The following is a 15,838-nucleotide window of genomic DNA, read 5'->3' on the forward strand; positions in this document are numbered from 1 at the left end:
TCGGTTTCCAGGGGGTTGCTAACAACAACCGTCTCCAACCCTAATTCTTTCGTTCCATCTGGCTGGAAGGAAAACATCTGCCAAGCCAGATACACAGAGCTTTGCAAATTTTCGGACAGGTCTAACATATAAAAGCGATCGCTTCTTTTTTCTAGAAAGCGATCACTACTAATTCAATTTTGTTCTAACAACAAAACTTTGTACTAGTTCAAACACAATAATGCCACGGATTTGTTCCTAAACGTCCCTTTCATCGAAGTTTGCTTTATCCAGCATTACCTTCACTTTCGACTGGCACTAAAATGTATTTTATCTGCTTATCAGATCCCTTAACAATCTGACTACTAGATGGTGTGACATCCTCAGATGAACCCTTCAATGCTTCTCCCGTGGTTCTTACATTCTCGTTAACATTCTCAGCTGCATCTTTAAGTACATCCACTGTACCTTTTACAGTTTCGTTAACATTCTCTGCGGTACCCTTAACTGTGTTAAGCGTATCTTTTACAGTGTAATTAACATCCTGGGTTACACCCTTAACTTTGTCCCCTACATCTATTACTGTGTCATTAACGTTGACAGCTACGTTCTTTACCCCGTCACCTACGCTTCTTACAGTTTGGTTAACACCTTCAGCGGCATTTTTGACTGCGTTTCCTGCACTTTTTACAGTCTGATTAACCCTATCAACAGAACCCTTATTAGCCAAAGCGCCAGCTATTGCACCCACCGTAGCACCAATGAATGCTCCAATCGCTATTTTAGTGAACGCATTATTCATGCCTGTGCCTGCTGAAGGAGCATCATATTCATGCGGAATTTGCTCAACAAATATTTCATCTTCATCCAAAAATTCGTTGCTCTCAATCATAAAAATCGTCTCCTTCCTACTAAATAAAACTGATGAATAGCCGTTTGCTTATACCGTTCAACTTTTTTGCCACTACACTAATCGCTTTTGTTAGCCCACCTTTAAAAGGGGGTTAGGGGTATCAAATGTGTAGCCTTCCAAAAGTAAATTGGTATTAGATAAGCAAAAAGCAATATCTAGTTACCAAACAAATCCAAAAGAATAGTTAGGGAACGGTTAGGCTCAACCCAACAAATTGCGGTTTTTCGGCTTTACATGGGTAAGAGTAAATAGAGAAAAGTTAGGAGTTATGAATTTATGAGTTATTAACTCCTAACTCCTAATCCCATTATCCATTCCCAGTCATCAAAAATTGCTTCTAAATGTCAGCAGTATCTTCATAAGGCTGTATTGCAGGAACTTCTCCTTCTTGGAGATAGGTTGCAACATCTTCCTCCTGGGGGCCGGAAATGTATGCCGTTTGCATATCAATTTCCCTTTCCATGCCGATGTTACCAGTCATCGCAACCTGCGATGTATTTGCAACCGGGCGTTCTATCGCTACCTTAAGGTTCTGATCGTAAGATGGCTTGATATCCTCAGCTGTATCCTGAACTGAGTCCAATGCACCTATTACAGATTGCTTGGCATCCTCAGTTGTATCCTTTACCTGATCCGCTGCACCTGCTACAGCTTGCTTGGCATCTGAAGATGCACCTTTTACTGCATCCAATGCACCTACGACAGCGTGGTTAACACCTTCAGCAGTATCTTGTAATGTGCCTACTACAGCGTAGTTAACACCCTCAGCTACACTCTTGACTGCCTCGCCAACACCTTTGGCTGTCTGACCAACACCGCCAGCTACAGTCTTTGCTGCATCGCCAACACCGCCAGCTACAGTCTTTGCTGTCTGACCAACACCATCAGCTACAGTCTTTGCTGCGTAGCCTACACCTTTGGCTGTCTGACCAACACCATCAGCTACAGTCTTTGTCGCGTCGCCTACACCTTTAGCAGCGTGTTTAACACCTTCAGATGTTCTCCTACCAGCCAAAAGACCAGCTAATGTGCCTAATGTAGCACCGATGAGTCCTCCCATCAGCGCTCTAGATAAGCCTGGATTCATGCCGCTGGATTGTTGCCCAACATTCATACTGCTGGATTGTTGCCCAACATTCATGCTGCTGGATTGTTGCCCAACATTCATGCTGCTGGATTGTTGCCGAGCAACGGGTTGAGGCGTAATGGTAGGACTATTGTCTTCTCTAGCTATCCCAGTACTTATGGTTGTCTCTTCTGTACGAACGTAGGGTTGAGCAGTGGCGCTAGCAACTTGGTCGTCACGTTTATCGAATTGTATGTTATTAGTCATTATTGTCTCCTTTGTTCCCAAGCAGCTAAATTTTGTTTTGGCGTAGCTTGTCATCACTTGCAACTTTAACGAGCCTCAATAAAGACTTAACTGAGCTAAAGGCAGACATATAGTACATCTGTAGTTGTAGATTTTTAGTCCCAATCATCGTATATGGGTATACCTGGGTAGATGTTTAGTAATGTCTCTCTTGAGGTCGGTGTAAGTGTATACGTGCGTCGCTAAATTGGCGATAGCGGCGACATTTAGATCGCTAAGCCGTTTTGGTAGGCAGGAGACGGGCATTATGACACAGAGCAACCAGCCTTTTGATCGGCATGACGAAAATACTGGACGGATTCCGGCACAGTCCAGCATTCCTCCAGCAGAAACTGGCATCGATGGCGCTGATACTACCTTAGATGGAGCGAACGAAGATACTGACGCGGCTCCCGAAGAGTCCGGCATTCAGCCAACAGGCACTCGTAGGCGTGTCGCCAATGCTGCTTTAGCTGGAGCAACCTTTGGTGCTGTTGTCAGCGCGGCAGCTGCGGCGTTTACTGGTAAAGGCGTAGGTGAGGGTCTTAAAGCAATTGTTGAAGGTGTAACGGATTTAGTAATAAAAGGTGCTACTGCGAGTGTTTCACCTACTATTGAAGGTGCAATGGACACACTTAAAGGTGCTGCTGTGGGTGTTCAACCTACTATTGAATATCCCTGGGATACGCTTCAAGGTGCTACGGGTGTTCAACCTGCTATTGAAGATGCCAGCAACACACTTAAAGCTGCTGCTGCGGGTGTTCAACCTACTATTGAAGATGCCAACAACACACTTAAAGGTGCTGCTGCGGGTGTTCAACCTACTATTGAAGATCCTTGGGATACGCTTAAAGGTTCTGCGGGTGTTCAACCTGTTCAACCTACTATTGAAGATGCCAGCAACACACTTAAAGCTGCTGCTGAGCCTGTTGTTAAACCCCCTGTATCTCCCGTTGATTCTATCCCCCCATCTTTAGATCCGCCCCCTGCGACTGGTGCAACTGGTAGTGTTGCTAATGATCTAATGAACAGCTCTGCTTTAGTGCAACTGTTGCTGAGTCAGGTAGGTAGTGAACTGGCGATGAGTTTCTACGAGCAGCTACCAGCAGTTGTCCTTGCTGAAATTCAACGGTTAAGCACTAACCCCACCCCGGAAGAGCAGCAGCGAATAAGAGATAGCTGGACAAAAGCTCTAGAACCTATAGCTATTGCGATTATCCAATCGGGACAACTATTCAAGCCCAGCACTGTGTATCCAACAAACAACGGGCATCGTAAGCATACTGAAGTAACTGGAGGCAATAGTTAATACATTTTTAAAGCCAAGAATGGATACAAATATTGTAAGAATTCACGTCTAAAATTGAGGAACTAGAGACGAAGGTAGATCGCTCTATCGACGTTTTGAGGGTTTCTTGCTTTCTAAATCTTTATTTACTTTGAGGCGCTCGATATCTTATCTGAGGCCATCGAGCATTTTGTGTAGCTGACACAGCGCCCCGGCTTGCTCCACGATCATGCTGACTGGTTCTTGTTTGGAAAACTGGCTAAGGCTTTTCGGGACTGGTTGTTGCGCCTAGCTTTGATCATAGCCAGTGCATCTGTTCAGTTAGGACTATGGTGCTTGTTAAACTTACTGATGAAACGCTTACCTGGTGTACTTAAGCCTAAGTTTTTTGTCCTGGAACAGTGAGGCGGTTCCAGGTAGATTGCATTTCTACATCATAATATTTACACTTTAATTTAGATGCTCTTAGCTTGGTTTAAATAATGTTAATGAGCATACATTAATATGTATTTTTTCTAGGAATAGATATTAATTTATCCAAAAATATACTAATTAGCTAAAAATGTTTTTATGTAAAAATTTTACTTTTTTATATAAGTCTTCGAGGAGATAGATATACTGAAATTGCAAGCATAAGCTGTCTGGATGCCAACAAGATTAAGACTGGTTTTGATTTATGGCTTTTATTTAATCATAAAAAGCGATCGCTTCCACTTTTGTTGATTCAGGACACAGAACGCTAGTTTTAAACAGGGAATGATGCGTGTAGGCGATAGCTCAAATCTTGGAGTGTACAGTTGCATAACGCAGCGATCGCAATGATGCCTTTGGGTACTTCCCGTAAATACAGGCAGCGATCGCGTTCTGCTAGCCTCCTGTGAAGTGCCAATCAAGCAACGCCACCTCACCTTCCACTTCCGGCGCTTTTAGCGGGGGTAACGCCGAAGACATTTCCTAAAAACTAGCAAGCACCTGAAAAACTGAATTTATCAAAATTCTATTTTACTATAAAATTAGCATTTTTTACTTAAAAATAATTTGGCATTTTTATATCAGTAATTATTAATAAACTATATAATAATAAAAATGCTCTCCTGTAATTGTGGTGCTAACGCATCATGCGAATGAGCCAAATCATGGCTTTTAAACTGCTGTTAATTTGTGAATCGTATTATAAATTACTTTTTTAAAGAAAGATAAATCAGGAGAGCAAGCAAAAAATTAGGGTGTTCTTACTACTGAACACAATGCCTGTGTAATGGATATTTCACTCTTCCGCTCGGTTGCTAGTCAGTATCAGCATATACGCCGTGTAAACACAGTCTCAATGATGAATGTCATAAGTCATCAGATAGAAGACCAAGTTATCCAGCATAAACTTTCAGTAGACTTTTACGCGGGCTTTCAAAAATTTTCTAATTTTCCAGATCAACTGCGTCGCTATAGTCGCTTAGGGGCAATATGTAGGCGAGTTTATGTGTTTGGTATTGCCGACTCGGAACCACCTTCTATTCCAGGGGTAGAGTTTATTGAAATTTCACCCAGCTCGGTTCTGTCGCGCGAGTGGTTTTTGTTAGTCAATACTTCGAGTTTTTGGACTACATTGGTTGCCCAAGAAGTAGATGGACGGGACATAACAACGGGCGGACGGCGCTTTGATGGGTTGTGGTCTTTTGACGAGCAAGTAGTTGACCGAATCTCGCTGCTGATATCACAAGTTATGGAGTCATCTTACCAGCCGATTAGAAAGCGCAACTACGAACAGCAAAACATCCATATATCCGACATCAGCAGCCGCATGCTCAGTATGCTGGAACAGGTTGTACTAAATAATCAGCGTCGCCGAGTACACCTCCGCACCTTGCAACAATTTGCGGAAACCTCCTCAAACAATCCAGACAATCTTCTAGAAGATACAGCAGAGATTTTACACAGTATTTTTGGTGCTACGGGTGTTGTCATTGCTGGACTCAACCCGTCTAAGGAAGATTATTCAGTATGTGCTGTAGCAGGCGATGCGAATGGCAAAGGTTGGAAAATGCCTGTGAGTGAGGGATTGATCGGACGAGCAATTCACCAGGCGCGATTGATCCAGGTGGCAAGTGTGCGCCAGAGACACGAGAGCGATCCGCTATTGCCCACTGCCAAAGCGTTGATTGCTGCGCCAATTATAGAAGGTCAGGTTTATGGTGCGATCGCTATTGGCAACACAGAGTCTAATCAATGGGATGAAGATGATGGTCAGACACTGATGGCGATCGCCAGGATGCTAGCAATCCATCTCCGACAGATAGATAATTCTGTGTCTGACCCAACAGAGCAACTATCCACCCATGAGCTGCAACAAGCCGTTGTTGAGCAGCAAGAGGCTGTAGTGCATCTTTTGACACTTCAGAAAAAACTCCGCAGCTTGGGCAACCTTACCCCCATTCAACTTGAAGTTTTACGTCACATGAATAAACACTTTGGTAAGTTAGTCGCGCAGATTAAGATAGCCAGAAACCTGATGCGGAAGTGACGGCCCAACAGATCCCCCAAACCCCTTAAAAAGGGGGCTATTAAGTTACCTCAAGAACATTGTCATCACAATGCGTCTCGTCTCCATGCTTTTTTAAGGGGGGGCTTCTTCCTCGTTCTCAGGCGGAGTCTGAGAACGAGAAATTCATCTACAATAAGCATTTCAGTCCGTTGAAACGGACTTGAGCTTTGAGCCTCGAACTTTAGTCTAGGGCTTGAGCGCAGGGCAAAAGTGAAGTGCCGCTATCTTAAGCCTGTACTCCTACAGGACAAGCAACTTTCGTCCCACCTAAACCACAATACCCACCAGGATTTTTGGCTAGATACTGCTGATGGTAGCTCTCTGCATAGTAGAACTCAGGAGCCTCGATAATCTCAGTAGTGATATTGCCATAGCCAGCCCCATTCAAAGCTTTCTGATAAGCGTCTCGCGATGCTTCAGCCAGCTGCCTTTGACCTGAATACAGGTAAATTCCTGAACGGTACTGAGTGCCAGTGTCATTGCCTTGACGCATACCTTGGGTGGGATTATGGCTTTCCCAGAAGACTTTTAGAAGTGTTTCGTAACTAATAATTTTTGGGTCAAAAACCACGAGAACCACTTCATTATGTCCGGTCATGCCCGTGCAGACCTCTTCGTAGGTAGGGTTTGGTGTTGTGCCAGCTGCATAACCCACTGCGGTGCTGAAAACCCCCTCTTGCTGCCAAAATTTCCGTTCTGCACCCCAGAAACATCCCATGCCAAACATCGCCATCTCCATTCCAGCTGGAAAGGGAGGCTTGAGAGGATGACCGTTGACGTAGTGACCAGCGGGTACTGGCATTGACTCTGCCCGTCCTGGCAATGCCTGCTCAGGAGTAGGTATAGTTTGCTTTTTGCCAAATCCGAATAGCGCCATGAATTTTGATGTATGAATAGGTCGTTACGTTACTTAATACTATTTTAGCGCTTTGGCTTGTGACTCAGATCCAACACTTTTTCTAGGAACAACATTTTTTCAGTAAGCTAAAACTCAATAGGGTTCACTTAGAAGCTCAAAATCCAAAACCTGCGATTTGTTGGGTAACATTCGCGTAAGGCTACGCGAAAGCAAGCTACAACCATTCCCGACAACTATTCTTAAGTAAACGGTCTCGCGCTAAAGCTACATTCGTTCAACAAGGGGAAAAAGCAATGAGATACAAACTCTTGGGTAAAAGCGGATTGAGGGTTTCTGAACTTTGCTTGGGAACAATGACCTTCGGTGAAGATTGGGGTTGGGGCGCTTCCAAAGACGAAAGCCGTCAGGTTTTCGATGCTTTTGTGGAAGCAGGAGGCAACTTTATTGACACCGCCAACGGCTACACCGATGGCAGCAGCGAGAAAATCGTTGGTGAGTTAATTGCCGCAGAACGCGATCGCTTTGTCGTTGCAACCAAATACTCATTCCCCTTGCATATGAGCGACAAGGCAGGCAACCCCAACGGCAGTGGCAACCATCGCAAGAACATGATGCAGTCGGTAGAAGGCAGCCTAAAACGCCTCAATACCGACTACATCGACTTATTCTGGCTGCACGCTTGGGACTTTATGACACCTATTGAAGAAGTGATGCGTGCCTTTGATGACCTAGTACGTTCTGGCAAGGTGTTATATATCGGCATTTCGGACGCGCCTGCTTGGATTGTTTCTCAAGCAAACACCTTGGCGCAATGTTACGGCTGGACTCCGTTTGTCGCTTTGCAAGTCGAGTACAGTTTGGTTGAACGGACACCGGAACGCGACTTGTTACCGATGGCGAAGGCATTTGACTTAGCGGTTACGCCGTGGTCGCCTCTTGGCGCTGGTGTGCTGACGGGCAAATACAATAAAGCCAGTGGCAATAACGAACAAGGACGACTGGCAACTACTTCCGGGGGAAATATTTCCCAACGCCATCTAGCGATCGCAGAAGTTGTGAGTCAAGTTGCCGAAGAAATCGGACACACGCCTCCACAAGTTGCATTAGCTTGGTTGCTTGCTCAAAGTGGCGTTGTCATCCCAATTATTGGCTCTCGCAAAGTATCGCAGATTAAAGATAACTTAGCTTGTCTGGATGTGAAGCTATCACCAGAGCATTTGCAACGCCTCAATGAAGTTAGCAAAGTTGAACTTGGCTTCCCCCATGACTTTTTAAGCAATGACATGATCCGCGATCGCCTTTTTGGTGGCACGTTCGACTTAATCGACAATCACCGCAGCTGAAATTAAATAAGAAAGCGATCGCATTTGGTAATACATCTGTAGGGGCATGAGAATGCCATGCCCCTACCAAACGTCACAACGGTAATATATTCTACCCAAGGGAGAAAAGCCATATTTTTACTGACTACCTAGAAAAATGGCTAGTAGCGTTCTTACAGCATTAGCGCTAGGATGCTTGCAATTTAACGATTTTGGTTCACCAACATCCAAGGAGAAATCAAAATGCCGACTATTGCAAAGAATAACGATGTAATTACGGTGATAATTATCTTCGAGGTAGAGCCGGAACGACAGCAGGAATTAATAGATACTATTGGGGAATTTCTCGAAACAGCGGTGAAAAATCAACCAGGTTTCGTCTCATCCAGCCTCCACAAAAGTATAGACGGTGTAAGGGTGATGAACTATGCCCAGTGGAAAACCTTGGAAGATTACCAAGCTTTTGTCAACAACTCTGAAGTACAAGCAGTTGGTAAAAAGCTTTTCCAGTTTAAAATTCATGAGTCACACGTCTACGAAGTCGTAGTTTCTCTGCCAGATGACGCTGAACTAAAAATTACTAAAGGCGGTTTGATTCACCTGGCAGAATTTAGAGTAAAACCAGAAAATCAGATGCGCCTTGTGGAATTGGAAAGGGAATACTTACCACTCGGTTTGCAAAATCCCGGACTTTTATCTGGTAATTTTCATCGCTCTCTTGATGGTGTGCATAATGTTAACTACGGACAGTGGCGCAGTTTTGAGTATTTTGAGGAACTGCTAAAAGATCCAAAATACAAACCTTTGAGTGAGTATTGGCAAGGTTTAGCTGAAAACGAGTTTCATTTGTACGAGGTTGTGTTCACCGAACCTGCTGATTAATTATAAAGAGATAGCCAAAATGGGCAGAAGTCTGGAAGGGAAAGTTGCTGTTGTTACAGGCGGATCGAAAGGGTTAGGGCAAGCATATGCCAAAAGACTTGCTGAAGATGGGGCAGATATTGCGATCGCTGCCACATCTTTAGCACAGGAAACTGAAAAAATGGTCAAAGATGCTGGGCGTAAAGCTGAAGTTAGCGTTTGTGACGTATCCTCACCAGAGGATGTCAGCAAATTTGCTGCTCTTGTGATGGAGAAATTTGGGCGTTGCGACATCCTGGTTAATAATGCAGGAATCTATCCCTATCAGTCTTTTGACCAGATGAATTTTGACGACTGGCGTAAGATGATGGCAGTTAATTTAGACTCGCTATTTTTAATGTGCAAAGCTTTTTTACCAAGCATGAAGCAGAACGGCTGCGGACGCATTATTAACTTGTCCTCAACTGTAAGCTGGCTAGTAATTCCCGACTATACTCACTACACAACGACAAAGATGGGTGTTATTGGGTTTACGCGAGCTTTGGCATCGGAAGTGGGAGAATTTGGAATTACAGTGAATGCGATCGCTCCCGGTTTGGTTCGCACTGGCACCACGGAAACAAATTCGCCACCAGAAATTTTTGACATGGTGGCAGCAAGGCAAGCGATCAAACGCACGGCAACACCGGATGATGTTGTTGGTGCAGTGTCTTTTCTTGCCTCAGATGATGCTGCTTTTATGACTGGACAAACTTTAATTGTTGATGGCGGACTGGCGCGGGCATAAGTAACTTCTAGGCAATTTGATTCAACTTAGGCGACCTTGGCTAAGTCTTAAGTAAAGGTAGATAACTGTAATGGTGTCTTTAAGTGGAAAAGTAGCAATTGTAACTGGTGGAAGCTCTGGTATCGGTCGGGCGTGTGCGATCGCATTTGCCCGTGAAGGAGCCTCAGTTGTAGTTGCCAGTCGCCGCGAGGATGAAGGGCAGGAAACTGTGCGGCTAATCAAAGAAGCTGGCAGTGATGGCTTCTTCGTCAAAACTGATGTTGCTAAAGAGGCAGACGTTAGCACGATGGTGGGAAAAACTGTCGCATACTACGGTCGCCTCGACTACGCCGTTAACAATGCGGGCATTGAACAAGTACCAAGTCCACTAATCGATCAAACCGAAGAAACCTTTGACCAAATTATAAACATCAATCTCAAAGGCGTGTGGCTGTCGATGAAGTATCAAATCCGGCAGATGCTCACAAACGGCGGCGGTGCGATCGTGAATATATCTTCAGCCGCTGGTTTAGTCGCCATTCCAGGCATCCCTATTTACACCGCCAGCAAACATGGTGTAGTTGGATTAACCAAAGCTGTAGCGGTTGAGTACGCCAAGCAAGGCATTCGCGTTAACGTCGTCTGTCCTGGTTCAATTCAAACCGATATGTATGAGCGTTTTGCCAAAGGAAACGCGCAAGGAATTGAACAGATAAAGCAAATGCACCCCATCGGACGTGTTGGCAAGGCGGAAGAAATTGCCAACGCCGCGATCTGGCTTTGTTGTGATGGTGCTTCGTTTGTCACTGGGCAATCGCTGGGAGTCGATGGAGGATATACCGCCCACTAAGGCAAGCAAGAATAATGCGATCGCTCTCTTGTATTGCCCAATTGAAGTAGGATTTTTTCGGCTGATGGTAGGCGCTACCCACCATTTTATTTTACCAATATTTATTAACCCAAAAAACGAGTAACTTCATGCAATCAACAGAAGGCGATGGTCAGCAACACAACCCCAATAACTTGCTTAAAGACAAAAATCTTCTGATTATTTTTGCGATTTCTCTAATCGCCGTTCTCGGTGTTTCCAGTGTAACTCCGGCTTTTCCGAATCTAGCTAAAGCCTTAAATGTAGCTCCGGAAAATATTGGGTTATTGGTTACAGCCTTCACGCTTCCCACTCTGTTGCTAGGCCCTATTATTGGTGTCCTTGCGGATAGAATGGGCAGAAAGAAGATTATTGTTCCTTCACTGCTTTTATTTGGAATTGCTGGCACAGCCTGCGCCTTTGTGCGTGATTTTAACCTTTTACTGTTGTTCCGCTTATTGCAAGGAATTGGTGCAGCTTCTTTACTTTCTCTCAGCGTCACCTTAATCGGCGATTTGTATGCCGGAGAAAGACGCACTGCGGCAATGGGTTATAACGCCAGCGTCAGCAGTATCGGCACAGCAAGTTATCCAACAATTGGCGGCGCACTAGCAACAATTGGTTGGTATTATCCTTTTATGTTACCTGTGGTAGCTATTCCTATTGCGTTAGTGGTATTGTTTGCTCTGAAAAATCCTGAACCGAAAGGCGAACGTAATCTCAGGGAATATTTAATAAATGCTCGTAGAATTTTGAAAAATCGTCAGTTGGCGGGATTGTTTCTTGCAAGTGCTGCTAACTTCGTTCTTCTTTACGGTGCTTATGTAACTTATTTGCCACAATTGATTAACGATACATTTAAAGCGCCGCCCTCTACAATTGGAGTGATACTCTCTAGTATTTCGGTAGCGATCGCATTCACTTCTTCACAGCTAGGTAGACTCGCCAGACGTTTTAGAGAAACAACTTTAATTAGAGCATCTTTTGTTTTCTACGCCATCGCTCTATTTATTGTTCCCTTCGTAACGAATATGTGGTTACTATTAATACCAACCACGATTTTTGGGATTGGGCTTGGCATTGGATTTCCCAGCATTCAAACTCTGTTAGCAGCTCTGGCACCCAGAGAGTATCTAGCTACCGTCATAGCTGTAAACGGCACATTTTTTGGATTAGGGCAAACTTTAGGTCCGCTACTGATGGGAATTGCCTTTGGCATTGGTGGAATTCATAGCGTATTTTTTGCGGGTGTTGGGTTTGCAATTATTACCCTAATTGTGTTCAGATATTGCACCTGTATGTAACAATATAAGTTTACAAGCGCCTTCTTAAAGTATCACTATCATCAGGTAAAGTAGTTATGATTGGTTTTGCCTATACAAGACTGCTGGTAAAGGACTTAAAAGCTTGTTTTGACTTTTACAAAGATGTCATGGAATTTGACGTTACCGTAGAAGATGAAAAAAGCGGATATGCTGAGTTTAAAGCTGGAGATATGAGACTTAGTTTATTCAGGCGGCAAGAAATGGCGCAAATGATTGGCAATGCTGACAAGCCAGAAAATGCCGAATGTCAAGACAAGGTAGCGTTAGTTTTTACTGTGCATGATGTAGATCAGGTATATCATAAATTAAGGCATAAGGGAGTCAACTTTACAACAGAACCAATGAGCAATCCCTACTACGGAATTAAAACAGCTTATCTTCGCGATCCCGACGGAAATCTTATAGGTTTATATCAGTCTTTAGACTAATACGCTTTAATAAACGTAGGGGCATGGCACTGCCATGCCCCTATCGCCATGCCCCTACAAAACGTAAGTTTTACCAGTTATTTAATCCATATTCCTAAAAATTAGATAAGACTTTTACCCAATTTTTAATTACGAGAAGCTATGTTTAATTACCCCTACCTGCTTAATAACTAATGACTATAGAAATTGCCAACTCCTGAGATGCCAACCTTGTCCAGCAACAACAAGAGCAGCCACATAGTTTGCAGTAGGTGTTAACTCTTGGAGAACCCAGTCTTGAGTACCTAAACTGCTGGGGAGACGAAGTTCGCTGGCTGGTTTTTCAGGAGCAAGCAAAATTTCAATTTGGTCTAGCTGAGCCAGTCCGTCTCCAGTTGCTTTGAGATAAGCTTCCTTGCAAGTCCAGTAGCGAAAGAATGTTTCCTGCTTCTGCGAGGGAGGTAGCGCACGAATTACAGCATATTCTTGGGCAGAAAAAAAGCGTTTAGCGAGTTGTTCAGTATCGGAGATAGGACGGATATATTCCAAGTCAATGCCAAGGGCGCGATCGCGTCCAACAGCATACAAAGCGAGTCCCTGAGAGTGAGACAAGTTAAAACAGAGCCTACTGTCACCGGATGTTTCAGCCAAAATTGGTTTACCACGCGGTTCATACCCAAATTGCACCTCAGACGGATCGATACCCAAATAGCGAGCCAAAATGGTTCTGAGAATACCGCGACCAGCAATGAAACGATTTCGATGTTGCTCAAAATAAAACCGCTCAGCCCGATTTCGTTCGTCGGCCGAGAGGGTTTTTGCCAACAATTGAAGATGCGATGTCGGTGGGTCAAGGTCAGCCCGCCAAACATGAATTTCATCCCTCGACAAGGTTAAATCGGCCGATGGATTAAGCCATTCATTATCAGAAGTAGTCATTCGATTTTGGATTTCTGCTTTCTTACTCCTCAGCAGTCCTCCTGTCTCAACCCAGGATAGCCCAACTGGGCCTTCGAGCAGTTAAAATACCCCAATCAAAATATCTTAATATCAACCAAGAAGCCTTAAGCTTTGTAGTTGCTCAAGGCTTCTTGGAAGTGGATGGCTCTCTAGATTTCTACCTTGGTTGTGGTTGGAGCGATCGCGCTACCAAGCCTGAAGAATCCTTCTAGCCTGCTATTGCGGACAAAGCCACATGTTTAAGCAGACGTTGGCAGTTCTTCTGCATCAACTTGTTGCAGCTTGATATGCTTGCGTCCTAGAGAGATTTCAAACTCATCCCCGGCTTGAAGTCCCATTTGCTTAGTATAAGCCGAGCCTATTAGCAAATTGCCGTTGGACTGCACCGATATCCGGTAGCTGGCGCTACGTCCGCCGCGTCCTGTACCTTCTTGTTTACCATCTAATTCAATTCCCTCAGCATCTATGAGAGCGTTTAGGAATTTCATCATGTTCACGCGCTCCACACCACCTTTTGTGACAGTGTAGTATCCGCAGGCTCTAGCCTTTTCTTCTTTGCTCAAAGAGCCTATTTCTTTGACTTTTTTGATCAGCGCCTCTCCTGTTAAAGGCTCTGGTTTTTTCTTTTTGTCCATATTAGCTCTAATGGTTTCCTTGTTAATTACAATAACATCTTGCACAAAAAACTTCTATAAACAAGTAAATTTATTCTTATGGTAAAAACGCGATCGCATGATTACCCCTCTGGCGATGACTAAGTATTCGGGCGACAATTAATCAGGATCAACTCTAATTTTTGTCTTTGAATGCAACGCCACCTGCTACATCGGGGAAGGGTGAAGCTTTCCCCTATCAAATTTGTAGTTCCCAGGAAAGATACTTACGGCAGACTAAATGCCTGTTATACACTAATTGCAGGCTTCTAGTCTGCCCCACAAGAAGTATATTCGCAAAAACAGGATTAAGTAATATGACAATAAAAATGTGTAACTTAGTTATCTTGTAGCGGGAAACAACCTCTATATGTCCAACTATTTCAGCCTAACATCAGCAATCATTCGAGAAACAAAAGCGCATGAAGATGCACTGCCCCTAATGGATGAAGGCTGTCGCTCTCGGTTTCTTCTTCACCAAAAACCTACCGAGAAGGTATGTCTCTTCTTTCATGGGTTTACTGCCTCCCCAGAGCAGTTTGTACCTATAGGAGAAGCTTTTTTTAAAGCTGGCTACAACGTTTTAATTCCTTTGTTGCCAGGGCATGGTATTGCCGGGGAATGGGATGCAGACAACCCCCCTCCCCTGCCAGAAAATCAACAAGTTTATCAAGAGTTTGGTCTTCGCTGGCTAGACATTGTACAACCTTTGGGGACGAAAGTGATTGTGGGGGGACTATCTGGGGGCAGCACATTGGCGGCTTGGCTAGCACTAGAACGTAATGCACAAATTAATCGGGCTTTGCTATTTGCGCCTTATTTGAGCGGCAGCAATAAAGTGGTAGATTTATTTGTGGAAATCTTTAATATCTACTTTAAGTGGCGAACTGAACCAGGATTAGCCAGTTTTGGCTATCCTGGCTTTCTGATGCCATCTTTGCGCGTTTTTTTAGATATGGGACAAGATATTCTGGGACGTGCTGAAGAAAGTTTGGCTGCGCCGATGTTTATTATATCGAGTGAAAGCGATCGCGCTGTCGGTAAAGAGGAGCATGAAGCTTTATTTGAAGCCGCACTCAAGTCTCAACCCTTTACTTGGTATCACTCCTTTGACCGAGTTCTGGATGTTCCCCATAATATGATGACAAAAGCTGAGGGAAACGACCATCTAGACTTGCTCATTGCGATAGCGAAAGCCTATGTAGAAAGCGGTTTAACCTGGGCTGAAGTTCAAGAAATTAGTTCACGCATGAAGCAAGGCTACTCTTTTGACACCGTGGTTGATGAACTCCATCTGCGTCAGTTAGTTCCTCCCAATTTTGCCCCCATAATAGCAAGGCTCTAGGTGGTTTTTTAGCATAGAAAGGTGACTAATTTAAGCTAAAACGCCAATTTATTCCTATTAAAGGAGGATGCAATGCTCACAAGATCAGGAGTTACGCAGTTGAACTGAAGATGCGGTAGAAGGAAGGAATGAATTGTTAGCTTCCATCGTTTCCAGTGCCTCTATGTGAACGTTGAACTGAAGATGCGGTAGAAGGAAGGAATGAATCCACCGAAATACACAGCTATTGAATACATCAACTTCCTGATTGCGACGCAAAAGTCCTATAGCTGTAGCGAAGCAGAGCGGGTTCAACCGACAACAGAGTCGGCGGCAGGGCACGATGCGGTCAACCGTTTGCTGCATCGACTTGAACCAGACCCCAAGGAGCTTTGGCAAGAGGCGAAAGCCTATGTTGAGTTA

At 44.2% G+C, this 15,838-nt stretch carries 15 protein-coding genes and 1 pseudogene; 10 read left to right on the forward strand and 6 right to left on the reverse strand.

Going from position 1 to position 15,838, the window contains the following annotated elements:
- Nucleotides 1–265 precede the first annotated feature (265 nt).
- Together H6F66_RS13735 and H6F66_RS13740 are read right to left on the reverse strand one after the other, a co-directional pair.
- Nucleotides 266–871: a hypothetical protein gene (locus H6F66_RS13735; protein WP_190422109.1), complete on the reverse strand. Its 606-nt coding sequence runs from the start codon at nt 869–871 to the stop codon at nt 266–268.
- Between the two features lie 358 nt (nt 872–1,229).
- Nucleotides 1,230–2,225 (reverse strand): hypothetical protein, encoded by a 996-nt coding sequence (locus H6F66_RS13740; RefSeq protein WP_190422111.1) that lies wholly within the window; start codon nt 2,223–2,225, stop codon nt 1,230–1,232.
- 286 nt (nt 2,226–2,511) lie between these two features.
- On the opposite strand from H6F66_RS13740, the gene H6F66_RS13745 reads away from it, so the two are divergent.
- Nucleotides 2,512–3,552 carry a hypothetical protein gene (locus tag H6F66_RS13745; protein ID WP_190422113.1) on the forward strand — a complete coding sequence of 347 codons (1,041 nt, stop codon included), beginning with the start codon at nt 2,512–2,514 and terminating at the stop codon, nt 3,550–3,552.
- Nucleotides 3,553–4,214: 662 nt separating this feature from the next.
- Here the strand turns inward: H6F66_RS13745 and H6F66_RS13750 are convergent.
- The gene (locus H6F66_RS13750) at nt 4,215–4,439 is read right to left on the reverse strand and encodes a hypothetical protein (protein ID WP_190422115.1); all 225 of its coding nucleotides are present in this window, start codon (nt 4,437–4,439) and stop codon (nt 4,215–4,217) included.
- A 350-nt stretch (nt 4,440–4,789) separates the two neighbouring features.
- On the opposite strand from H6F66_RS13750, the gene H6F66_RS13755 reads away from it, so the two are divergent.
- On the forward strand, nt 4,790–6,049 hold the full coding sequence (locus H6F66_RS13755; protein WP_190422117.1) for a DICT sensory domain-containing protein: 1,260 nt from the start codon (nt 4,790–4,792) through the stop codon (nt 6,047–6,049).
- Nucleotides 6,050–6,296: 247 nt separating this feature from the next.
- On the opposite strand, the gene msrA is transcribed toward H6F66_RS13755, so the two are convergent.
- A complete protein-coding gene (gene msrA, locus H6F66_RS13760) occupies nt 6,297–6,947 on the reverse strand; it encodes a peptide-methionine (S)-S-oxide reductase MsrA (protein WP_190422119.1) in 651 nt (216 codons plus the stop codon).
- A 275-nt stretch (nt 6,948–7,222) separates the two neighbouring features.
- Here msrA and H6F66_RS13765 point away from each other — a divergent pair, with 275 nt between their 5' ends.
- The 6 genes from H6F66_RS13765 (at nt 7,223) to H6F66_RS13790 (ending at nt 12,499) form a co-directional block, all read left to right on the forward strand.
- Entirely contained in the window at nt 7,223–8,272 is a 1,050-nt protein-coding gene (locus H6F66_RS13765; protein ID WP_190422121.1) for an aldo/keto reductase, read from the forward strand.
- Between the two features lie 222 nt (nt 8,273–8,494).
- On the forward strand, nt 8,495–9,133 hold the full coding sequence (locus tag H6F66_RS13770; RefSeq protein ID WP_190422122.1) for an antibiotic biosynthesis monooxygenase family protein: 639 nt from the start codon (nt 8,495–8,497) through the stop codon (nt 9,131–9,133).
- A 19-nt stretch (nt 9,134–9,152) separates the two neighbouring features.
- Nucleotides 9,153–9,899, forward strand: coding sequence for an SDR family NAD(P)-dependent oxidoreductase (locus tag H6F66_RS13775; RefSeq protein ID WP_190422124.1), 747 nt, complete (start codon nt 9,153–9,155; stop codon nt 9,897–9,899).
- 70 nt (nt 9,900–9,969) lie between these two features.
- Nucleotides 9,970–10,728, forward strand: coding sequence for an SDR family oxidoreductase (locus H6F66_RS13780; RefSeq protein ID WP_190422126.1), 759 nt, complete (start codon nt 9,970–9,972; stop codon nt 10,726–10,728).
- Between the two features lie 128 nt (nt 10,729–10,856).
- Nucleotides 10,857–12,050: an MFS transporter gene (locus H6F66_RS13785; protein ID WP_190422128.1), complete on the forward strand. Its 1,194-nt coding sequence runs from the start codon at nt 10,857–10,859 to the stop codon at nt 12,048–12,050.
- A 56-nt stretch (nt 12,051–12,106) separates the two neighbouring features.
- Nucleotides 12,107–12,499 carry a VOC family protein gene (locus tag H6F66_RS13790; protein WP_190422130.1) on the forward strand — a complete coding sequence of 131 codons (393 nt, stop codon included), beginning with the start codon at nt 12,107–12,109 and terminating at the stop codon, nt 12,497–12,499.
- A 177-nt stretch (nt 12,500–12,676) separates the two neighbouring features.
- On the opposite strand, the gene H6F66_RS13795 is transcribed toward H6F66_RS13790, so the two are convergent.
- Nucleotides 12,677–13,417, reverse strand: coding sequence for a 4'-phosphopantetheinyl transferase superfamily protein (locus tag H6F66_RS13795; protein WP_190422132.1), 741 nt, complete (start codon nt 13,415–13,417; stop codon nt 12,677–12,679).
- Between the two features lie 260 nt (nt 13,418–13,677).
- On the reverse strand, nt 13,678–14,073 hold the full coding sequence (locus tag H6F66_RS13800; protein WP_190422134.1) for an AbrB family transcriptional regulator: 396 nt from the start codon (nt 14,071–14,073) through the stop codon (nt 13,678–13,680).
- Nucleotides 14,074–14,461: 388 nt separating this feature from the next.
- Between H6F66_RS13800 and H6F66_RS13805 the strand changes: the two genes are divergently transcribed.
- Both H6F66_RS13805 and H6F66_RS13810 read left to right on the forward strand, forming a co-directional pair.
- Entirely contained in the window at nt 14,462–15,436 is a 975-nt protein-coding gene (locus H6F66_RS13805; RefSeq protein WP_190422136.1) for an alpha/beta fold hydrolase, read from the forward strand.
- Nucleotides 15,437–15,637: 201 nt separating this feature from the next.
- Nucleotides 15,638–15,838, forward strand: a pseudogene (locus tag H6F66_RS13810) (IS701 family transposase); the annotation flags it as partial.

Origin of the sequence: Trichocoleus sp. FACHB-6 (assembly GCF_014695815.1) — a bacterium.
GTDB classification, from domain to species: Bacteria; Cyanobacteriota; Cyanobacteriia; order Cyanobacteriales; family FACHB-T130; genus Funiculus; species Funiculus sociatus.